General features: G+C 31.5%; 20 protein-coding genes. 4 read left to right on the top strand and 16 right to left on the bottom strand.

What is annotated here, in order from left to right; all coding sequences use genetic code 11:
• Both groL and O3884_RS04755 read right to left on the bottom strand, forming a co-directional pair.
• Positions 1–1,605, bottom strand: a complete 1,605-nt coding sequence (gene groL, locus O3884_RS04760; protein ID WP_371452062.1) for a chaperonin GroEL — start codon at positions 1,603–1,605, stop codon at positions 1–3.
• 8 nt (positions 1,606–1,613) lie between these two features.
• Positions 1,614–1,889: a co-chaperone GroES gene (locus O3884_RS04755; RefSeq protein WP_294681444.1), complete on the bottom strand. Its 276-nt coding sequence runs from the start codon at positions 1,887–1,889 to the stop codon at positions 1,614–1,616.
• A gap of 339 nt (positions 1,890–2,228) precedes the next feature.
• Here O3884_RS04755 and O3884_RS04750 point away from each other — a divergent pair, with 339 nt between their 5' ends.
• Positions 2,229–3,590 (top strand): NAD(P)/FAD-dependent oxidoreductase, encoded by a 1,362-nt coding sequence (locus O3884_RS04750; RefSeq protein ID WP_294681446.1) that lies wholly within the window; start codon positions 2,229–2,231, stop codon positions 3,588–3,590.
• Between the two features lie 42 nt (positions 3,591–3,632).
• Here O3884_RS04750 and mtrB read toward each other — a convergent pair whose 3' ends face one another.
• The 4 genes from mtrB to O3884_RS04730 form a co-directional block, all read right to left on the bottom strand.
• A complete protein-coding gene (mtrB, locus tag O3884_RS04745; protein WP_003146887.1) occupies positions 3,633–3,836 on the bottom strand; it encodes a trp RNA-binding attenuation protein MtrB in 204 nt (67 codons plus the stop codon).
• An 18-nt stretch (positions 3,837–3,854) separates the two neighbouring features.
• Entirely contained in the window at positions 3,855–4,415 is a 561-nt protein-coding gene (folE, locus tag O3884_RS04740; RefSeq protein WP_060914163.1) for a GTP cyclohydrolase I FolE, read from the bottom strand.
• Positions 4,416–4,486: 71 nt separating this feature from the next.
• Positions 4,487–4,759: an HU family DNA-binding protein gene (locus O3884_RS04735; protein ID WP_003144688.1), complete on the bottom strand. Its 273-nt coding sequence runs from the start codon at positions 4,757–4,759 to the stop codon at positions 4,487–4,489.
• A gap of 179 nt (positions 4,760–4,938) precedes the next feature.
• A complete protein-coding gene (locus O3884_RS04730) occupies positions 4,939–5,949 on the bottom strand; it encodes an NAD(P)H-dependent glycerol-3-phosphate dehydrogenase (protein ID WP_294681461.1) in 1,011 nt (336 codons plus the stop codon).
• 187 nt (positions 5,950–6,136) lie between these two features.
• Between O3884_RS04730 and O3884_RS04725 the strand changes: the two genes are divergently transcribed.
• From O3884_RS04725 to O3884_RS04715, 3 genes are read left to right on the top strand one after another with little or no spacing between them, the layout of a single operon-like run.
• Positions 6,137–6,340 (top strand): hypothetical protein, encoded by a 204-nt coding sequence (locus tag O3884_RS04725; RefSeq protein ID WP_048802686.1) that lies wholly within the window; start codon positions 6,137–6,139, stop codon positions 6,338–6,340.
• A gap of 1 nt (position 6,341) precedes the next feature.
• A complete protein-coding gene (locus O3884_RS04720; protein WP_294681464.1) occupies positions 6,342–6,554 on the top strand; it encodes a hypothetical protein in 213 nt (70 codons plus the stop codon).
• Positions 6,555–6,574: 20 nt separating this feature from the next.
• Entirely contained in the window at positions 6,575–7,192 is a 618-nt protein-coding gene (locus O3884_RS04715) for a DUF7489 domain-containing protein (protein ID WP_294681466.1), read from the top strand.
• Positions 7,193–7,440: 248 nt separating this feature from the next.
• Here O3884_RS04715 and typA read toward each other — a convergent pair whose 3' ends face one another.
• The 10 genes from typA to O3884_RS04665 form a co-directional block, all read right to left on the bottom strand.
• Positions 7,441–9,285, bottom strand: a complete 1,845-nt coding sequence (gene typA / locus O3884_RS04710) for a translational GTPase TypA (protein ID WP_271965699.1) — start codon at positions 9,283–9,285, stop codon at positions 7,441–7,443.
• 213 nt (positions 9,286–9,498) lie between these two features.
• On the bottom strand, positions 9,499–11,151 hold the full coding sequence (locus O3884_RS04705; RefSeq protein WP_371452057.1) for an L-lactate permease: 1,653 nt from the start codon (positions 11,149–11,151) through the stop codon (positions 9,499–9,501).
• A 524-nt stretch (positions 11,152–11,675) separates the two neighbouring features.
• Positions 11,676–12,140: an SsrA-binding protein SmpB gene (gene smpB / locus O3884_RS04700; RefSeq protein WP_371452055.1), complete on the bottom strand. Its 465-nt coding sequence runs from the start codon at positions 12,138–12,140 to the stop codon at positions 11,676–11,678.
• Positions 12,141–12,151: 11 nt separating this feature from the next.
• A complete protein-coding gene (gene rnr / locus O3884_RS04695; protein ID WP_371452054.1) occupies positions 12,152–14,278 on the bottom strand; it encodes a ribonuclease R in 2,127 nt (708 codons plus the stop codon).
• Positions 14,279–14,371: 93 nt separating this feature from the next.
• Positions 14,372–14,602, bottom strand: coding sequence for a preprotein translocase subunit SecG (secG, locus tag O3884_RS04690; RefSeq protein ID WP_003144724.1), 231 nt, complete (start codon positions 14,600–14,602; stop codon positions 14,372–14,374).
• 76 nt (positions 14,603–14,678) lie between these two features.
• Positions 14,679–15,758, bottom strand: a complete 1,080-nt coding sequence (locus O3884_RS04685; RefSeq protein ID WP_371452051.1) for a PIN/TRAM domain-containing protein — start codon at positions 15,756–15,758, stop codon at positions 14,679–14,681.
• Between the two features lie 245 nt (positions 15,759–16,003).
• Positions 16,004–17,386: a DNA repair protein RadA gene (gene radA, locus O3884_RS04680; RefSeq protein WP_371452050.1), complete on the bottom strand. Its 1,383-nt coding sequence runs from the start codon at positions 17,384–17,386 to the stop codon at positions 16,004–16,006.
• Between the two features lie 2 nt (positions 17,387–17,388).
• The gene (locus O3884_RS04675; protein WP_371452048.1) at positions 17,389–19,863 is read right to left on the bottom strand and encodes an ATP-dependent Clp protease ATP-binding subunit; all 2,475 of its coding nucleotides are present in this window, start codon (positions 19,861–19,863) and stop codon (positions 17,389–17,391) included.
• A gap of 4 nt (positions 19,864–19,867) precedes the next feature.
• Positions 19,868–20,389 carry a CtsR family transcriptional regulator gene (locus O3884_RS04670; protein WP_371452046.1) on the bottom strand — a complete coding sequence of 174 codons (522 nt, stop codon included), beginning with the start codon at positions 20,387–20,389 and terminating at the stop codon, positions 19,868–19,870.
• Positions 20,390–20,600: 211 nt separating this feature from the next.
• A complete protein-coding gene (locus O3884_RS04665) occupies positions 20,601–21,866 on the bottom strand; it encodes a nucleobase:cation symporter-2 family protein (RefSeq protein ID WP_371452044.1) in 1,266 nt (421 codons plus the stop codon).
• Positions 21,867–22,000 lie beyond the last annotated feature (134 nt).

Raw genomic sequence — 22,000 nt, 5'->3', positions numbered from 1 at the left:
TTACATCATTGGCATTTGTGGTTGCATCGGTTCATCCTTTGAAACATCAGCTACAACAGCTTCTGTTGATAAGAATAAACTTGATACACTCGCAGCATTTTGTAGTGCCGAGCGAGTAACTTTTGTTGGATCTACTATACCAGCTTTTATCATATCTACCCACTCTTCAGTAGCAGCATTAAATCCATACCCAACTTCAACCTCTTTAAGTTTAGCTACAATAACACTACTTTCTAACCCAGCATTTTCTGCAATTTGACGAACAGGTGCTTCTAGAGCTTTTTTAATAATATTAATTCCAGTTTGTTCATCACCTGTTGCTTCTAGTTTTTCAACCTCAGAGATTACTTGAACCAGCGCTGTTCCTCCTCCAGGAACAATACCTTCTTCTACAGCTGCTCTAGTTGAATTTAAAGCATCTTCAATTCTAAGTTTTCTTTCTTTTAGTTCAGTCTCTGTTGCTGCTCCTACTTTAATTACAGCTACCCCACCTGATAATTTGGCTAATCTTTCTTGTAATTTCTCACGGTCAAATTCTGAACTCGATTCTGCATACAATGCTTTAATCTGTTGTGTTCTGCTTTCAATCTTTTCTTTATCACCTTTACCACCAACAATAACAGTATTATCTTTAGTTACATTTACTTTAGCAGCTTTTCCAAGCATTGTTATGTTAGCATCTTTTAATTCTAAACCTAAATCATCAGTAATTAATGTTCCACCAGTTAATATAGCAATATCTTCTAATATAGCTTTTCTTCTTTCTCCAAATCCTGGAGCTTTTACAGCTACAACATTAAATGTACCACGTAATTTATTTACGACAAGTGTCGCAACAGCTTCCTGTTCAACATCATCTGCAATAATTAATAAAGGTTTAGCTGCTGCAACTACTTCTTCTAATACTGGTAAGATTTCTTGAACAGCACTAATTTTTTTATCAGTAACAAGAACATAAGGATTATCTAAATCAGCAATCATTTTTTCTGTATCACTGACCATGTACGGAGATAAATATCCTCTATCAAATTGCATCCCTTCTACTACTTCTAAAGTTGTATCAAGCGCTTGTGATTCTTCAATAGTTATGACACCATCATTCCCAACTTTATCCATAGCTTCTGAAATGAATTTTCCGATTTCTTCGTCAGCTGCAGAAATAGCACCTACTTGAGCTATTTTATCCTTAGAATCTACCGTCACGCTAATTTCACGAAGACGTTCAACAGCTACTTTCACCGCTCTTTCCATACCTTTTCGTATACCGATAGGATTAGCTCCACTAGTAACGTTTTTTAGACCTTCAGTTATCATAGCCTGTGCAAGAATAGTTGCAGTCGTAGTTCCATCACCTGCGATTTCATTTGTTTTATTAGCAACTTCAGCTACTAATTTCGCTCCCATGTTTTCATATGGATCTTCTAATTCTATTTCTTTAGCAATTGATACCCCATCATTAGTAATTAGTGGAGAACCAAACTTTCTATCTAAAACTACATTTCTTCCTTTTGGTCCTAATGTAATTTTGACAGCATTTGCCAATTTATCAACACCAACTTTCATCGATTGGCGAGCATCTTCTGAAAATTTTAATTCTTTAACCATGTTTCCTCCTAATCTTCAATAACAGCTAGAACTTCTTCTTCATTTACTAAATAGTACTCTTCATTTTTAAAATTAACTTTTTTATAATTATCTGAAAATACTACTTTACTTCCCTCAGAAAGTTCTCCGTCATTATCTTTTGATAATAAACAGCTTTCTCCTAAAGCAACTACAATCGCAATATTTGAAGTTTCTTCTTTTGAAGCTAAAACTATTCCACTGGTAGTTGCTTTTTCTTCCTCAACTTTTTTTAATAATACATTATCAAATAATGGTTTAATCATATTAATAACCTCTTAAAAATTTTTTTCTGTATTTTTCTTTATCTACTGAAATATATAATAAAACAAAAGTCAAAAAAAGTCAAATCATAATAATTATTCAATTAAAATATAAACTTACCATATTATTTACTATGTTAAATATATGACATAAATCAATATAATTAAATGTATAATAATACAAAAATAAAGCGGTAACAAAGCTATTTTTATCATTTTTTTAATTCATATTATTTTTATATTATAGCAATATATGTTATAATTCTATTTGTATAATCAAAAAATAGTAATTATACGGGAAAAATTCAAACATTATAAATAATATTATTAGGAGGAAAATGTATGAAATACGTAGTTGTTGGAACATCACACTTCGGATACGAAGCTGTTCAAACTATTTTAAAAAACGAGCCTAATGCTGAAATTCATTTATATGAAAGAGGCGCTGGGGCTTCATTTATGGGTTGAGGTAGCCAATCTTATTTAGATGGGACATCTAAAGCATTATCTGAACTACACTTTGCAACAGAGGAGTCTTACCGTTCTCAAGGTATTAACATCCACTGTAACAGCGATGTTGTAGGATTAAATTCACAAGAAAAATACGTTGTTGTTAAAACAGCAGCCGGCGAAGAAAAACAAAGTTACGATAAATTATTACTAAGTCCTGGTGGAGCAGCAATTAAGCCTCCATTCGAAGGAATCGAATTAGAAAACATCCACACTTTCCGTGGCCCTGAAGATACTCAAGCTGTATACGATTGTATGCAAAACAGTAAAAAAGCAGTAGTAGTTGGTGGTGGATACATCGGTCTTGAAGTAGCAGAATCTTATGCTAAACACGGTATCGACGTAACTGTTGTTGACTTTGCTCCAAGAATCTTAAACACTTACCTAGACCAAGAACTTACTGATATTCTTACTGAAGAAGGTGCTAAACACAACCTTAAAGTTCGTGGTGGAGAAAAAGTTCTTTCATTCAAAGGTGAAAATGGAAAAGTTACAGCTGTAGTAACAGACAAAGGTGAATACGAAGCAGATACAGTAATCGTTTCAGTTGGTGTTCGTCCAGATGCATCTTGGTTAAATGGAGAATTAGAAATGACAGAACGTGGTTTTGTTGTTACTAACGAATACTTAGAAACATCTGCAAAAGACGTTTACGCTGGAGGAGATTCAACTCTTCTTCCATACGCTCCAACTCGTGGAGAATTACCAATAGCTCTTGCTACTCTAGCTCGCCGTCAAGGTGTAGTTGCTGCATTAAACGCTATGGGTACTAAAACTAAAATGCCTGCAGTAAACGGTACTTCAGCATTATCATTCTTTGATTACAAATTCGTAAGTACTGGATTATCTCAAAATGGTGTAGGTCTATATGATGGTAAAGTAGCTTCTAAATATGTAGAGGAAAGAATTTATCCTGATTTCATGAGAAAAGAAAACAATCTAGTTCACATGAAGATCTACTTCGACGAAGATACGCACAGAGTTCTAGGAGCTCAATTTATGTCTAAACATGACGTATCTAGCGCTATCGCAGCTTTATCTATAGCTATCGCATCTGAATGGACATTAGAACAATTAGCGCTTGCTGATATATTCTTCCAACCAGAATTCGACCGTCCATGGCACTTCATTAACGTATTAGCTATGGCAGCTCTAGACTACAAATTAGGTGGAGCAGACAAATTACTATTTTAGTAAAACAATAAAAAGTTCGCAGAAAAATTACTGCGAACTTTTTTATTCTGAAATTACTTGATCTAAATTTGATACTATTCTTGCTCTTCCTTGTACTTTAAAGTTTACGATATTATCAAAAATATTTAGAATTATAACTTCTCCCTTATTTAATATTTCTAAAGCTTCTTCATTATTCGTCTTTTTCGTAATTACTTTTACATTATCAACTTCAGCTCTAATAATAATATAACTACTTTCTTTCATAATCTACTCCTATTAATACTATAACTTAATTTTATATTGAATGTCCTTAACTAATTCTGTATCTTCTAAGAAAATACCAGTTTTCTTACTTGTAACTGTTTTAGAACCAATTTTTTTGATTCCACGCATTGCCATACACATATGTTCAGCTTCTATAATTACATAAACACCTTTTGGTTGTAATTGCTCTTCTATTGCATTAACAAGCATTAGTGTCATATCTTCTTGAATTTGAAGTCTACGACTAGCACTTTCTACAAGGCGGGCTAATTTACTAAGCCCTGTAATCTTCTTATTATTTGGTACATAAGCTATGTGACAAACTCCATAAAAAGGTAGCATGTGATGTTCACATAGAGAATAGAACTGAATATCCTTTACTAAAATAGGTTCATCATTATCTGATTCAAAAAATGTATTGATTTCCTCTTTCGGATCAACATTTGTTTTAGATAATAACTCTTCATACATTTTTACACATCTTTTTGGTGTATCTAATAATCCAGCTCTCGATGTATCTTCTCCAATATTTTCTAATAATGTTTTTATAAGTTCTTGTGATTGTTCTTTATTTTTCAAAACTATCCTCCATTTTTTATAAAAAAAAGAGCTACTAAGTAGTAACTCCTCTTTTTTGAATTAAATTGTTATTATTTAACTGCGTCTTTAAGAGCTTTACCAGCTTTGAATGCAGGAACTTTGCTTGCAGCGATTTCAATAACTTCGTTAGTTTGAGGGTTGCGTCCTTTACGAGCAGCTCTTTCTCTTACTTCAAAGTTACCAAATCCGATAATTTGGATTTTTTCACCTTTAGCTAAAGTTTCTTCAACTGTTTCTACGAATGCTTCGATAGCTGCAGTTGCTTGTTTTTTTTGTAGTCCTGATTTCTCAGCAACTTTTGAAATTAATTCTGATTTGTTCATGAATTCTTTACCTCCATTATTGAGTAACGGTTCTCCCGTTTCACTTATTAAATATTACCATATAAATCGCTAATAATCAAGGTTTTATTACCGAATTTTAGCGTTTTTTAAGCATTTTTGCAATATTTTTAACAATTCTTTTGATTTTTTCTATTTATACAATAATGTATCGACTGATTTTACTCAAATTTATTTAATTCTTCTGCTGCCATTTTATTCATAAGGTTATTAACACAGTCCTTAATGCTTAGTCCTTCATAAAGAACCTTATAAATATTTTCAGTTATAGGCATATAAACGTCGTATTCTTTTGATAAGAAATAGCAAACTTTTGTAGTTCGCACCCCTTCAGCTACCATGTCTAATTTTTCAATAGCTTCTTCTAATGAATATCCTTGCCCGATTAAATAACCACAATTATAGTTTCTTGAATGCTTAGATGTACATGTCACTACTAAATCACCTATTCCACCAAGTCCTAAGAACGTCATTTCATCAGCCCCTAGTTTTTTCCCTAATCGTGTTATCTCAATTAGTCCACGTGTTAATAGTGCTGCTTTGGCATTATCACCATAGGCCATTCCATCAATCATTCCACATCCAAGAGCAATAATATTTTTAAGTGCACCACCAACTTCAACACCGATTATATCTTTATTAACATATATTCTAAAATATTTATTATGGAATATTTCTTGAGCTATTTTATTCAATTCATCATTTTTAGATGCAATAGCAACTACTGTGGGATTTCTTAAAATTAACTCTTCTGCATGAGAAGGACCACTTAGTACACCTACTCCTTTTAGTTTATCACTATCAATTTCATCAGATATGACTTCTGACATTCTCTTATTAGTTTCCATCTCTAATCCTTTAGAAACATGAATGATAAACTTAGGTCGTTCTAAATATCCGTTAATATCCCTTGCTACTTCTCTCATTACTTTTGTAGGAACTGCTATAACAATTACATCTGCAAATTCGACTGCTTCTTTTAAACTACTAGTAGCAACAACTTCTTTTGGTAAAATAGCATTTTTTAAATACCTACTATTTGTATGATTATTATTTATTTCATCTCTTGATTTTTCACTTCTTGAATATAAGCGTAATTCATGTCCATTATCTACAACTGCTTGAGATAAAGCAGTCCCCCAACTTCCTGAACCTATCACAGATATTTTCATTGTTCTGTCCTCACTATAAATTATTGTTATCTTAATTATATCAAATTTTCTAAAAATATACATTAATTTTACTTATAAGTATCATTTTATCTTAACCAAAAATCCAACTAGTAAAATATCTACTCCACTATTCTTTTCTTTAAAATTGTGTTATAATTTAATCAGAATAAATAAAGGAGGTAATTTTATGAATTGGTTTGAAATTACTCTAATTGACGGGAATAGAGGATTACTAAATCTAAACAATATTGTTGATATTTGGAAAGGTCTAAATGATGAATATGCAACTATTTCTCAAGTAAATGGAGAAGAAATTGAAGTACCTGCATCAGAATATGATAGATTAAAACGTGCATTAGATATGAAAGGATACGTATTAGGAGGATTCTAATATGGCTAGATTTTTAAAAATATTTCTAACTTTATTATCGATTACTGCAATTGGTATAGGATTATATTATTACTTCAATGGCTCTTTTTCATCGACAAATGATGATCAAGTTGATGATAAAACTAATATAGAAAACATAGTGAAGAGCGATTCATCTTCTCAAGAAAAAATTGAAGGAACTGTAGTAGCTAAACGTTCCACTGAAAACAATTAATTTTGCGAAAGGATATTACTATGAAAAAGAAAACTTTAAAAAAACTAACAAGCTTATTTCTTACTTCGACACTTATTCTTTCTACATTAAGTGCGTCAAGTCTAAATATTGTAGAAGCAAAAGGTTCTTCAGCAAGACCTAGTGCATCAAGATCAAGTTCTAAGCCTAGTTCTTCTAAACCATCTAGTAGTAAATCAAGTTCTAAACCTACTACTTCAACTGCTAGCAGTAAACCAACTACAGGAACTAAAAAGAACTTTTCAAATAGTACAAATGGTTCATATAATAAAGACTACAATAGTTACAATAATCAAGGATATAAAAAACAATACACAGACTATATAAATAATAACTATAGAAACAGTGGTTTCTTTTCAGGAAGCACTATAACTAACGCTCTTTTATGGTATACACTTTTCAATTCAGCTACATCACATAACACTATTCAAGCAAGTGATAAGCAAAAAGAATTAGTCGACAATGTAAAAGATTCAAAAGTTCCAGTTTATATGCTTGAAATTAAAACTAAAGATGGTGAAACAAAACACGTTACCGTTACAAAAGAACAATATGAAAAAGTTAAAGAGGGAGATAATATCTCTTTAGATAACGGAAACCTAGAAATTAAAAATCAATAATAGTTAATCTTGGGAGTGACTCAAAAATCGTGATTTCGGAGAAATCGATTTTGTCGAGTCACCCCCGCACAGTTTATTAGATATCTAAAAAGCTTTCATAAAGCGAATTTAGATATCAATAAACCACTGCGTCTATGAGTTATCATAGACACTTTTTTAATTTAGGACTTTTGGATCAGTCCCATTTTTAATAATGCCATACAAAAAAACTTTCGAAATAGTTACCTACTTCGAAAGTTTCTTTATTTCTATTCTTCTGAATATTTTGCTTTACGAGCTGCTTTTTCACGAGCTGCTTTATCTAATTCTTTTTTACGTAGACGAATTGACTCTGGAGTTACCTCTAAGTATTCATCATCACTTAGGTACTCAAGACTTTCTTCTAAAGTCATAATACGAGCTTTTTTAAGTGTTACTGTTTGGTCTTTTGTAGAAGAACGTACGTTTGTTTGAGCTTTAGCTTTTGTGATGTTAACTGTTAAGTCATTTTCACGGCTGTTTTCTCCAACAATCATACCACCGTATACATCCGTACCTGGCTCAATAAATACTGTACCACGATCTTCTAAGCTTGAGATAGAGTACGCTGTAGCTTGACCATTTTCAAGAGCTACTAATACACCATTACGACGTCCACCAACACGCCCTTTTTGCATTGGTTGGTAAGAATCGAATGTGTGGTTAATAATACCATATCCTTTAGTCATAGACATGAATTCTGTAGAGTATCCGATAAGTCCACGAGCTGGGACATTAAAGATAAGACGAGTTTGTCCATTTCCATCAGCTTGCATATCTACCATATCACCTTTACGTTGACCTAATGATTCGATAACAGCACCAACACTTTCATCCGGTACATCAACTTGAACACGCTCAACTGGCTCACAATCTACACCATCTATGTTACGGATAATTACTTCTGGTTTAGATACTTGAAGCTCGTAACCTTCACGACGTAAGTTTTCGATAAGAATTGATAAGTGAAGTTCTCCACGTCCACTTACTACCCAAGAATCACTTGTATTAGGTTCTACACGTAATGAAACGTCTGTTTCTAATTGTTGCATTAATCTATCTTCTAATTTACGAGCTGTAACAAATTTACCTTCTTTACCAGCAAATGGTGAGTTATTAACTAAGAAAGTCATTTGTAGTGTTGGTTCATCAATGTGAAGTATTGGTAATGCTTCTTGGTGATCTGTTGGACAAACTGTTTCCCCAACGTTAATATCATCCATACCACTTACTGCAACGATATCCCCTGCATGCGCTTCTTGAATTTCTTCACGTTTTAATCCAAAGTAACCAAAAATCTTAGTTACACGGAAGTTTTTCACTGTTCCATCAAGTTTCATAAGAGAAACTGATTCTCCTACTTTCATACTTCCACGGAATACACGTCCAATACCAATACGTCCAACATAGTCATTATAATCTAATAATGCTACTTGGAATTGAAGTGGTTCATCTCTATTATCTTTTGGTGCTGGAACGTAATCAATTACTGTTTCATATAAACATTGCATGTTTTCTTCTTGCGCACTTGGATCACTTTCTAAAGAAGCTGTTCCGTTAATAGCTGATGCATAAACAACTGGGAATTCAAGTTGCTCATCATTTGCACCTAATTCGATAAATAAATCAATAACTTCGTCTACTACTTCCTCTGGACGAGCTGATGGTTTATCAATTTTGTTTACAACAACAATTGGTTTTAAGTTTTGTTCTAAAGCTTTTTTAAGAACGAAACGAGTTTGAGGCATTGTTCCTTCGTAAGCATCTACTACTAAAAGAACACCATCTACCATTTTCATGATACGCTCTACTTCACCACCGAAGTCTGCGTGTCCTGGTGTATCAAGAATGTTAATTCTTTTTCCTTTATAATCAATAGCTGTATTTTTTGCTAGGATTGTAATACCACGTTCTCTTTCTAAATCGTTAGAGTCCATAGCTCTTTCTTCTACGTGCTCGTTTGAGCGGAAAATTCCTGATTGTTTTAATAGCTCATCAACTAATGTAGTTTTACCGTGGTCAACGTGGGCTATAATTGCTATATTTCTAACATCATCTCTTAATTGTACTGACATTTTTATCTCCTTGTTCTTACTTTATAAAATATATATAATCTTAAATTTATATAGTATTTAATCTAACTTATCAATAATACCACTATTTTTCTTGATTGTAAACAAATATACTAACGAAATTACTTTAATTTAAGATATTTTTTTTCGTTAGCACTTTCACTAATAAAAAAGAAGATCAAGTATAACTCGATCTTCCTTAATACTATTCTTTTATTATGGGTGTACTGGAATCATCCATCCAAGTACTCTAGTTGATTGAAGTGCAACGATAGCACACACAATTATTAACAGGATGAAACTGTGTTTAACTGTAAATTTAAGTAAGTCTGACTCTCTACCTACTAGACCAACCGCTGCAGCTGCTACTGCGATAGATTGTGGAGAAATCATTTTACCTACTACTCCTCCTGATGCGTTAGCTGCTACCGCTAATAATGGATCCATTCCTACTTGGCTAGCTGTAACTTGTTGTAATTTAGCAAATAGTAAGTTAGCTGATGTATCAGAACCAGTAATGAACACTCCAATCCATCCAAGAGCTGGTGATAGGAATTTAAATGCTCCACCTGTTGCTGCTAGCGCATATCCTAGAGTATTAGACATACCTGATGCATTCATAATGTATGCAAATCCTACTACGAAACAGATTGTTAACAATGCAATTTTAACTTCATTAAATGTTTGAATAAAAGTTTCACCTGCATCTTTCCAACTAATTTTAATAATAAACTTAGAGATTAACGCTGCTACTAAAATCGCTGTACCGATTGATCCTACTAGGTCAAGTTTGAATACTGCTGCAATTTCTTTTCCTGATACCGAACTAATAATATTATTGTGAATAAATGGTACCTTCGGATTTAAAGCAATTGTTTTGAAGAATGCTTTAGATGATTTCATTGTCCAAATAAAGATAACAAATGTTAATACAACAAATGGTGACCATGCAACTAGTACTTCTTTTAAACTGTGTTTTGGTTGTACTGTATTTGCATCAACTTCTTTCTCATCAGCAAATTTCCAAGTAGTTTTTGGTTTCCAGAATTGAAGTAAAATAACCATTGAAATTAATGATACTAATGATGAAATAATGTCAGGTAATTGCTCTCCCATAAAGTTAGAACTTACAAATTGCGCTAGTGCGAATGATCCACCTGAAACTAAAAGCGCAGGCCATACTTCTAATGTTTTCTTGAATCCAGCCATGATTAATACTAGGTAGAATGGAATAAAGACAGACACTAGAGGTAATTGACGTCCGATCATTGCTGCGATTTCTGCAGCTGCGATTGGAGATCCATTAGCGTATGTAGCTAATCCATCCATTGCAGTAACAGGAGCACCTACAGCTCCGAAAGCTACTGGTGCAGTGTTAGCGATTAAACAAACACCTGCTGCATAAAGTGGTCTAAATCCTAAACCTACTAATAGCGAAGCTGTGATAGCAACCGGTGCACCAAATCCTGCTGCTCCTTCTAAGAAAGCCCCGAATGAGAAAGCAATGATTAACGCTTGAAGACGACGGTCATCTGTTAATGACGTGATACTGTCTCGAATGATACCGAAGTGACCTGTTTTAACAGTCATTTTGTATAAGAACACTGATGTTAAAATAATCCAACCGATAGGCATCGCACCATAAACCATTCCTTGGAATGTTGAGAATGCTGCGAAGTGGAACGGCATTTTAAAGAATATACATGCAATTATAATCGCTAGTATTAAAGTTAGTAAACCTGTTAACCAACCTTTAACTTTTAATCCTGCAAGTGTTACTAAATAAAACACAATAGGAATTAATGCAACAAGTGCAGAGACATATAGATTATCAGCCACTGGCTGTAATAACTGAGTGAATTTTTCCATAAATACACTTCTCCTTTGTATAAATATATTTTGTTAGGTTTGTGAAAATCTATTATTATAAATAACAAAGTTATATATTAACTAAAAATCAAATATTGTAATAATTCATCTTTAATTTATCTTAGAATAAAACCTACTTTTTGTTAAATTAGATATATAACAGTTTTTTATCTGTTCTATTTTTTATTACTTATACCACATATTTGATAGTATTTATTTAATGATTTTCTTGATTACATTTAATATTGTAGCACGCTTTCATTTAAATGTAAAGCGTTTTTTTAGTTATTTTTACAACATTTTTAAAAAATCCTTATTTATCAATGGAAAAACTATACTTTTTTTTGAAAATTTTTCTTAACTTTTTTTATAACAGTTCTATAAATCATTTTATGTACTTTGTTTTTTTCAAAACTCAATTTATGTTACTACTATTTTTGTACACTATATATAAAAAAAACATATCGTAGTTAATATTAATACGATATGTCTTTCTTGTTTCTGATGTAATAATATGTAGTTATTTAATATTTCTGCTTATCTTTTAAAACACGATTAATTTCTTTATTTGCTTCTTTTTGCTTCAATACATGGCGTTTATCGTAGTTTTTCTTACCTTTAGCAACACCGATTAATAGCTTTGCATAGCCATTTTTTATATAAAGCTTCAAAGGAACAATACTCATCCCTATTTCGTTTTGCACATTAGTTAATGAAGCAATTTGTTTTTTCTTTAATAATAATTTTCTCACTCTTAATGGTTCATGATTAAATCTATTTCCCTCTTCAAAATGAGAAATATGCATATTGTAAACAAACATTTCTCCTCGCCTTGTTTGACAGTATGAATCTTTTAAATTGATTCTTCCTCTGCGAATAGATTTAATTTCTGTACCTGTTAAAACTAATCCTGCTTCATAAGTTTCTTCTATAAAATAATCATGATTAGCTTTTTTATTTTGGGCAATAACTTTTATTTCTTTATCCATAATCTAATCCTCTATTTTTTACTAATTAATGACTTGTGTTTCAATATTTTAAAGTCTATTTCTTGATTTTCTAAATCAACATTTGCTACTTTAACAATTACTTCGTCTCCAAGTCTATAAACTTTTTTCTTTCTACGACCTATTAACAACATATTCTTTTGATCATAAGTATAGTAATCGTCATTCATTGCTTTAATGTGCACTAATCCTTCAATATTACTTCGTTCAAGGGTAATAAACACACCAAAGTTCGTAACACTTGAGACAATACCTCTAAATGTTTGTTCTTGATATTTTAACATATACTCACATTTTTTCATTCTATCTACTTCACGTTCGCAATCTACCGCACGTTTTTCGTACTCAGATGAACTTTCAGCTAAATCAGGCAATCTAGTGATAAAATTATCTATAGTTTGATCAGATACATCACCATTAAATAAGTAAGTTCTAATCATTCTATGTACCAATAAGTCTGGATAACGTCTGATTGGTGATGTAAAATGTGTATAATACTTCGTAGCTAATGCAAAGTGACCTATATTATTTATTGAATATCTAGCTTGGTTCATAGTTCTAAGAAGAATTGTTGACAGCATAGTTTCTACAACTTCTCCTTTAAATTTTCTAAGCATATTTGCTAACATATAAGGTTCAATTTCTTCAATTTTACCTTTTGTTCTATAACCAAGACTTGCAGCAATGTCAAAGAATTGTCTAAGTTTTTCCATTTTCGGTTCTTCGTGAATACGATAAATAAATGGAACTTGCATCCAATAGAAATGCTCTCCAATTACCTCGTTAGCACTTAACATGAAATCCTCAATTAGTCGTTCTGATATTCCTCTTTCACGAAGAACAATATCTAGAACTTCTCCATTTTCATCAACCACTACTTTTGATTCTGGTTTGTCAAAATCAATAGCACCTCTTGTTTCTCTATTAGCTCGAATTTTCGTTGATAATTCTAATGCTGTCTTCAGCATAGGTACGTATTCTTTATATTCTTCTATCGTTTCTTTATTATCTGCATAGACTTCATTAACTTTTTTATAAGTCAATCTTCCTTTAGATTTTATTACAGCCGGATATATATCGTAACTTTCAGGATATCCTTTCGTATTAAAATCAATATCACAACAAATTGTATAGCGTAGTACATGCGGATTTAACGAACAAATGTTATTAGATAATTTTCTAGGTAACATTGGTACTACCCTGTCCGCTAAATAAACACTACATCCTCTATTAGCTGCCTCTTTATCTAACGGGCTATCTTCAGTTACATACCTACTAACATCCGCTATAAATACTTTTAATCTATAACCTTTTTTAGTTTTAACCACTGAAATAGCATCATCTAAATCCTTAGCATCATCTCCATCAATAGTAACTACCATTTCATTAGTACAATCTCTATACTTATCTTCTAGTTTTATTTCATCACTTATTTTCTCAGTTTGCTCAAGTACTTCTTGAGGGAACTCATTTGGAATATTGTGTTTATAGATCACTGAAAGAATATCAACACCGGGGTCATCCTTATGACCAATTGATTTTATGATAATTCCTTTATGATCCTCAAAACTAACCTTTGAATAATCTGTAATTTCTACTAATACCTTACTACCATCAACTAAATTAAAGTTTTTAGCATTTGTTATTTTTATATATTTTACAATATTTTTATCATCACTTTTTACAAAAGAGAAAAACTTAGCATTAGTTAATGTACCTACTGTATATTTAGTATTTCTTTCTAATACTTTTTGGACTATTCCTTCAAGATTACGATCATCCTTATACACACTATCTACTTTTACTAATACAACATCACCTGTCATGGCACTTTGTGTGAATCCTTTAGGAACATATACCTCTATTCCAAGATCTGCAGAATAGACAAAAGCAAAACCTTTTTGATGTAACCTAATAACCCCTTCAATTTCTAATGCTTCTTTTACGTAAAGAAACTTTTCATTTGGTAACTGAGTAATTACAAGTTTTCGTTCTAACTTCCCAACATGCTTTACTAATTCAACAAAATCCTTTGCTGATTCAATATTTAATTTTTCTTTTAAATCTTCTATACTTAAAACTTTTTCTTCTTTAAATATTTTTTCAATTTTTTCTAACATATAATCCTCCTTAATTTAGATTATACAACATATAATTATTTCTATAAAAATAAACCTAAAATGAAATTACATTTTAGGTTTATAATCTTTAGTCTATAATTTTAACCAAGTAAGACACACTAGTGATATAAAAAATATTAGTCCTAGTACTACTGTAATTCTTTGTAAAACTAATTCAGCACCTCTTACTTTTTGTTTTCCAAACAGTTCTTCTGCTCCACCAGTTAATCCAGATAGACCTCCAGATTTACTTTCTTGTAATAAAACTACTACAATTAGCAGAATACTGCTCACTATTGCCATTGTCATTAAAAAAGTGTGCATACTCTCCTCCTAAAATAATCATTCGTTAATACAATACAACTTATATTAACACATTTTTTCAAAAAAAGCAAATTTATTAAACAATCTTAGTGAAGATAATTCTTCCTGAAGATGTTTGTAAAACACTTTGTACTTCCACTTCAACAGTTTTTCCAACTGAACGTTTACCATTTTCAACAACAATCATAGTTCCATCCTCAGTATAAGCTACACCTTGATTATTCTCTTTACCTTCTCTTAATACTTGAACTTTTAATCTTTCTCCTGTAGTTAACATAGGTTTAACCGCATTACTTAAATCATTTACATTAAGCACTTTGATAGCTTGTAAAGTCGCAAGTTTATTAAGATTATAATCAGTTGTAATAATAGAACATTTATATTTTAGAGCATAGTCTATTAATAAGTTATCAACACCCTTATGCTCATTATATTTGTACTTATTATCAATTTCAAGATCAATTTCTCTCATTTTTTGAAGATGCTCAACACAATCTAAACCTAGTCGACCTTTTGCACGTTTTAATGGATCTTCAGAATCCGAAATCAACTGTAATTCTTTTAGAACAAATTCTGGAACAATAATCTTACCTTCTAAAAAACCAGTTTTCGCAACGTCTTGAATACGTGAATCAATTAATGCACTCGTATCTACAACCTTTGATAAAACTTTCTTTGTGTTAACTTTTGGTTCTTTTTCTTTGGGTTTGTTCCCAAATTTGAATGCCGTAAAGATATTTAAAAATTCTCCTTCACGTCTATATCCTAATACCAATCCTAAATACCCAAATACGATATATATTACAGCGGAAATAATTCTTCCCATTATTCCTGCACCAGCTATAACATCAACTCCTGATGATAATAAACTAGCTAAAAGCAGACCAAGAATTAATCCAATTGTAGTGAATACAATTTTTTGTATTGGGGTTTTTGAAAGACGATCTTCGATTCTTTTTAACATTGCTACGAATCTATCTGAAAATAATAAAGACACTAATACGAAAACTACTGTAGTTCCAATTGTAACAATAAGTCTTAACATCGTCTCACTCAATGATGCAAAAATATTATAGTATATCAATGCACTCGTTGAAAGTGTTCCTACTGTTATTCCTAGAAAAAAGGAAATAATAATTAAAACTTTTTTCAACATAAAAATCACTCCTTTTATTATATAATTTAAAATATAAAATTATTAATAATGCTTTAATAATAATACATTAGAAAGTATAGAGATATAAAACATCTCTTCTATATATTCTACTACATTCTACTTAAAATTAACATAACTAAATCAAAAAAATTAAAGTTTTTTTAAAATATTTTTATAATTTTTAATACTAAGAGATAAATAGAGAAAAAACATCTAGTTTTGTCTCTATTCATCTCTTATCTTTATTAAAATACATTACTAAAAGCTATATCTAAACACTCCCTAATATCCTTCACAGGAACTATCTCAATTCCATCCGGAAAATCAGAATTTTTCATATTTCCTATAGGAACTATTACTCGTTTAAATCCATGTTTTTTAGCCTCATTGATTCTTTGCTCAATTCTACTAACTCTTCTAACTTCTCCTGTTAAACCAACTTCTCCAATGAAACAATCATTCATATTTACAGCTATGTCCTTAAAACTAGAAGCCACTGCCATAACTACACCTAAGTCTACAGCAGGATCATCAATTTTAACTCCACCAGAGACTTTGACGTACACATCTTGTTGCTGTAGTAAATAACCTGCTTTTTTCTCTAAGACAGCCATTAACAATATTAACTTATTATATTCTAATCCTGTCGAAATTCTTCGCGGATTATTAAAAGCTGTTGGTGTAGTTAGCGATTGTATTTCTACAAGAAGTGGTCTACTACCTTCCATAGTGCTAATTATAGTCGCTCCAGCAAGATTTTTACTTCTTTCTTCTAAAAACATTTGAGAAGGATTAGCTAGATCTTCTAATCCACTATGTTTCATCTCGAAAATTCCAATTTCATTAGTTGAACCAAAACGGTTTTTAACCGCTCTAAGTATTCTATAACTATGCTGACCTTCACCTTCAAAATACAGAACTGTATCTACCATATGTTCTAACATACGTGGACCTGCGATTGTACCCTCTTTAGTAACATGCCCGACAATAAAGATAGCTATATTTAAACTCTTGGCAATTTTCATCAATTGTTGAGTACATTCTCTAACCTGTGTAATACTACCTGGAGAATTTTCCATATTAGGATTATAAATTGTCTGAATTGAATCAATTACTAAAAATTGCGGCTTTATTTTTTTTACCACTTGATAAATTAAATTTAAATCTGTCTGAGCATATACAAAAAGTTCATCTGTATTATTTTTCAATCTATCAGCTCTTATTTTAACCTGTCTTACAGACTCTTCCCCAGTTACATATAAAACATCATGTTCTTTTGCTAAGTATGCTGAGATTTGTAGAAGTAATGTAGATTTCCCAATACCTGGATCTCCTCCTAAAAGTACCAAGGATCCACCAACAACTCCACCACCAAGAACCCTATTTAATTCGCCACTATCAGTAAGTGTTCGAGGAACGTCCTGTGTAGAAACTGATTTTAGTTTCCCAGCTTCTACACGTTCTGTATCGTTCGTTTTTACTTCAAATTCTGTATGTTTTGTCGCCTTTTTTGCTTCGACTACTTCTTCCATAGATGCCCATTTTTTACAATTTGGACATCTTCCCATATATTTTAAACTCTGGTAACCACAGGCATTACATTCGTATTTAACATTTACCTTAGCCATAACTACCTCTTAGTCTTCTTTACAACAAAACTATCTTTTTTATAATCAATATTAATTGTTCCTGTTAATTCAGGATCTTGTAACAATTCTTCACTCAGTAAATCTTCAATATTTTTTTGAATACTTCGTTTTAATGGACGAGCTCCATATTCTTTTATACTTCCATCTTCAACAATTTTAGCCATTGCTTTTTTCGTAAGTTTAATAGTAATATTTCTATCTTCTAATCTCTTAGATAAACCATCTATTAATAATTCAGAAATTTTTTCCAACTCTTCTTTTTCTAAAGTTTTGAAGACGATTATATCATCAATTCTATTTAAGAATTCTGGACGATATTGTTTTTTCAATGCTTCCATCATAGTGTTTTGAACATTCTTGTAATCATTCTTAATAGAATCACTACCTCCAAAACCTACAAATTTTTGATCATTAAGTTCGCTAACCCCAACGTTTGAAGTCATTATGATAATTGTATTTTTAAAATCTATCACACGCCCAGATGCATCAGTTAAACGTCCATCATCTAGTACTTGTAGAAGGATATTAAAGATTGATGGGTGAGCTTTTTCAATTTCGTCGAATAGAACTACTGAATATGGTTTTTGACGAACTTGTTCAGATAATTGTCCCGCTTCTTCATATCCTACGTATCCTGGAGGGGCTCCTACCAATCTACTAATAGAGTGTGGTTCCATATATTCACTCATATCAATACGAATCATATTATCTTCTGAGCTAAATAAAGCTTCTGATAAACTTTTAGCTAGTTCTGTTTTCCCTACTCCTGTAGGTCCTAGGAAAATAAAACTTCCTATTGGTCTGTTAGGTGCTTTAAATCCGCTTCTCGCTCTTCTAACAGCCTTGGCTAGACTAACTACAGCCTCATCCTGACCAATAACTCTCTTATGTAAAATTTCTTCTAGTTTTAACAGACGTTCACTTTCAGATTCAGTTAATTTTGTAACTGGAACCCCCGTCCAAGCAGCAAGAACTTCAGCTATGTGTTCAGAAGTAATCTTGATTTTATCTTTTGATAGGCTATCTTGCCAAGAAATTTTGAATTCTTCGATTTTACTAATTACCTGATTAACTTCATCACGTTTTTTAGCAGCTATTTCAAATTCTTGATTAACAACAGCTCTGTCTTTTTCTTTATTTAATCGAGTAAGCTCATCTTCATACTCTTTTAATTTATCAGGAGATTTATAATATCTTAGTTTAACTTTAGAACATGCCTCATCTATTAAATCTATTGCTTTATCAGGTAAACATCTGTCTGTAATATAAGTTGTACTTAATTTTACAGCTGAGTCAATTGCTTCATCTAATATTTCTACATCATGATGTTCTTCATATTTATGACGTAGTCCTTCAAGAATCTTAATAGAGTCTTCAGTACTTGGTTCTTCAACCTTAATTGGTTGGAAACGACGTTCTAATGCTGCATCTTTTTCAAAATATTTTCTATATTCTTCTGTTGTTGTAGCTCCGATACATTGAATTAAACCACGAGATAAGGCAGGTTTAAGAATATTTGATGCATCAGCACTACCTTCACTACCACCAGCTCCAATAATCGTATGAATTTCATCTATGAATAAAATAATATCTCCAGCATCTTCAATCTCTGCAATTATATTTTTTAATCTTTCTTCAAATTCACCACGATACTTAGTACCAGCTAGTAATGTACCCATATCTAATACCATTACTCTCTTTCCTAATAAATTACTAGGAACATTTTGCGAGACGATTCTTTCTGCTAAACCTTCAACTATCGCTGTTTTCCCTACTCCAGGCTCTCCAATTAATACAGGATTATTTTTAGTACGTCTATTTAAAATTTCGATCATACGCGTAATTTCTTTATCACGTGCTAATACAGGATCTAATTTATTATTAAATGCATCTCTAGTTAAATCTTTTGCTAAAGAATTTAATGTTTTAGTTTTTGAGGAACTATTCTCAGATTCTGCAATCTTTTTAAATCCTTCATACAATTTAGATACCAATGCGTGATTTTTTTTCACTAAATCAAATAATTCATCAACTAAACCATCGACATTTATCCCTAATTTATCAGTTAATAAACGCACTGCTGTTCCAGTCTCTTCTTCAAGTAAAGATAATAACAAGTGTTCACTAGTAACAACAAAACTAGAAGTATCATCTGCATATCTTTGACTATTTTCTATCGTTCTAACTGCTCCATTTGTATAATCTATTTTCATTAAAACATTACGATAAAAATCCGTTCCCTCTAATTCTGCTTCATAAAAGTCTACTACATTTTTTCTAAAATCATCATAGTAAACACCATGCCTGTTAAGCATCTTACAAGATATAGTATTTTGCATACTCAACATAGCCAATAATAAATGTTCTGTTCCTACAGCTTTAACTCCAAAATCATTTGCTTCTTCTTTTGCTGTTGTTAATACCATAAGGGCTGTTTCATTAAATCTTATATACATAACATCATCCCCTTTTATTATATTTTATATTTGTTAAGAATCTTATTGTCAGATCCTTTATATTTGCTTTGGTTTGATTAATCATTTCTTCAGCACTATTTTCATCAATACAATCTAAATATTGATTATGCACCGCTGTAACAATTTCTAAACTGTCTATAAAATGATTATAATCAAATTTATCGATATACTCTTTATCCAGTAGTATTTTAGCTAATCTAATAGCCTCATCTACTTCAACAATCTCATTCTCTATTGTCTCAATTAAATAATCAATGTAGTCTTTATTTGCGTGAAGAGTTATTTTGGTGATTCTGATGAATCCACCTCCACCTCGTTTACTCTCAATTATAAATCCGTGTTCTGGTGTGAATCTTGTCTTTATTACATAGTTTAATTGAGATGGTACACAGTCAAATTTTTGTGCAACGTTACTTCTTTTTATAATTATATGATCTTCTGAAGCCTCGTTAAATAAGCCCATAATATATTGTTCAAGTATATCAGTCATATTACTATTATTCATAAGAGCACCTCCTTTATTGACTAAAATTGACCTTTATTAAATTATACTACATCTACAATATTTTGTACACAAATAACATTGATTTTAAGGGGATATAAAAATAAAAAAACAACTCAAAAATCATGATTTTAAAAAAATCTTTTATTCTTGAGTCGTCCATTATAATTCTATTTTCTAATAAAAGTATTTAGATTAAAAATATTTATCTCCATTAATTAGTTGTTTTTAGTTTTGATTTTCTATTAAAAATTAGATTCATTACAATCGCAACAATTGTTCCTAATACAATTCCACTATCAGTAAACATACGGATAAAACTTGGTAATTGAGCAAATGCCGTAGGAACTGTTGTTACACCTAATCCTAAACCAACAGAACAAGCAATTATCATCAGATTTTCTTGTTTAGCAAAATCAGTATTCCCTAACATTTTTACACCATATGCAAGTACCATACCAAACATACTAATCATTGCACCACCCAGTACCGGTTGAGGTACGATTGTAGCTAAAGCACCAATTTTTGGAATTGATCCAAAAACTAGAAGTAACAGTACCATTACATACATTACTTTTTTACTTTTCACTCCTGAAATTTGTACAAGACCTACGTTTTGAGAATAAGTAGTATATGGAAATGCATTTACTAATGATCCAATCATAACCGCTAATCCTTCTGCTAAATATCCTCTTCTTAAATCAGGCTCTTTAACCTCTTGATTACAGATATTTCCTAGGGCATAATATACACCAGTAGATTCAATCATACTAACTATTCCAACTATAACAAATGTTAAAATCGCACTTATATTAAATTCAAAACTAGCAAACTTAAGTGGTGTTGGATGTTGGAACCAACCTGCTTGAGTAACTTCTGTTAAACTTACCATCCCCATAAAACTAGCAATAACGGTTCCTGATACTAAACCTAATAAAATTGCTATTGATTGAATAAATCCAGTAGTAAATTTATATATTACTAAAATAATTGCAAGCGTAATACATGCCAATACGATATTTTTTGGATTTCCAAAATCTTTAGATCCTTGTCCCCCTGCAATATAGTTCATGGCAACTGGTACTAATGTAATACCTATAATTGTAACAACACTACCAGTAACAACAGGTGGGAATAACTTAGCCACCTTAGCAAAAAATGGTGCTATTCCAACTACCACTAATCCTGAAACAAAAATTGCTCCATACATAGTTGGTAAACCTGAGCTATTTCCTATAGCTATCATCGGCGCAACAGCTGTGAAAGTACATCCAAGAACAACAGGTAAACCAATTCCTGTAAATTTACCTTTATACACTTGTAAGAATGTTGCTACCCCACACATAAAAATATCAACCGACACTAGATAAGTTGTTTGCTCTGCAGAAAGACCTAATCCTCCTGCAACAATTATCGGTACAATTACCGCTCCTGCGTACATTGCTAGTACGTGCTGTAAACTTAAAATAAAAGTTTTCAAGATTCTTTTCTCCTTAGTTATATATTATTTTTGACAAATATAACTATATAAATACAAAAAATCACCTATAATTACTTATAGGCGATTTAAAAATTCTACTACAAATAGTTGGGAGTGACTCAAAAATCGTGATT

The organism is Gemella sp. 20925_1_85 (assembly GCF_041433735.1).
Classification (GTDB): domain Bacteria; phylum Bacillota; class Bacilli; order Staphylococcales; family Gemellaceae; genus Gemella.
This window is presented reverse-complemented; position numbering and strand designations above follow the sequence as displayed.

Coding starts and splice junctions, on each gene's coding strand:
- radA (WP_371452050.1), bottom strand. CDS start 17,386: ATGGCTAAGGTAAATGTTAAATACGAATGTAATGCCTGTGGTTACCAG.
- O3884_RS04705 (WP_371452057.1), bottom strand. CDS start 11,151: ATGGAAAAATTCACTCAGTTATTACAGCCAGTGGCTGATAATCTATAT.
- O3884_RS04715 (WP_294681466.1), top strand. CDS start 6,575: ATGAAAAAGAAAACTTTAAAAAAACTAACAAGCTTATTTCTTACTTCG.
- O3884_RS04730 (WP_294681461.1), bottom strand. CDS start 5,949: ATGAAAATATCTGTGATAGGTTCAGGAAGTTGGGGGACTGCTTTATCT.
- typA (WP_271965699.1), bottom strand. CDS start 9,285: ATGTCAGTACAATTAAGAGATGATGTTAGAAATATAGCAATTATAGCC.
- O3884_RS04720 (WP_294681464.1), top strand. CDS start 6,342: ATGGCTAGATTTTTAAAAATATTTCTAACTTTATTATCGATTACTGCA.
- O3884_RS04725 (WP_048802686.1), top strand. CDS start 6,137: ATGAATTGGTTTGAAATTACTCTAATTGACGGGAATAGAGGATTACTA.
- smpB (WP_371452055.1), bottom strand. CDS start 12,140: ATGGATAAAGAAATAAAAGTTATTGCCCAAAATAAAAAAGCTAATCAT.
- secG (WP_003144724.1), bottom strand. CDS start 14,602: ATGCACACTTTTTTAATGACAATGGCAATAGTGAGCAGTATTCTGCTA.
- mtrB (WP_003146887.1), bottom strand. CDS start 3,836: ATGAAAGAAAGTAGTTATATTATTATTAGAGCTGAAGTTGATAATGTA.
- O3884_RS04735 (WP_003144688.1), bottom strand. CDS start 4,759: ATGAACAAATCAGAATTAATTTCAAAAGTTGCTGAGAAATCAGGACTA.
- groL (WP_371452062.1), bottom strand. CDS start 1,605: ATGGTTAAAGAATTAAAATTTTCAGAAGATGCTCGCCAATCGATGAAA.
- O3884_RS04675 (WP_371452048.1), bottom strand. CDS start 19,863: ATGTATATAAGATTTAATGAAACAGCCCTTATGGTATTAACAACAGCA.
- rnr (WP_371452054.1), bottom strand. CDS start 14,278: ATGTTAGAAAAAATTGAAAAAATATTTAAAGAAGAAAAAGTTTTAAGT.
- O3884_RS04685 (WP_371452051.1), bottom strand. CDS start 15,758: ATGTTGAAAAAAGTTTTAATTATTATTTCCTTTTTTCTAGGAATAACA.
- O3884_RS04755 (WP_294681444.1), bottom strand. CDS start 1,889: ATGATTAAACCATTATTTGATAATGTATTATTAAAAAAAGTTGAGGAA.
- O3884_RS04670 (WP_371452046.1), bottom strand. CDS start 20,389: ATGAATAATAGTAATATGACTGATATACTTGAACAATATATTATGGGC.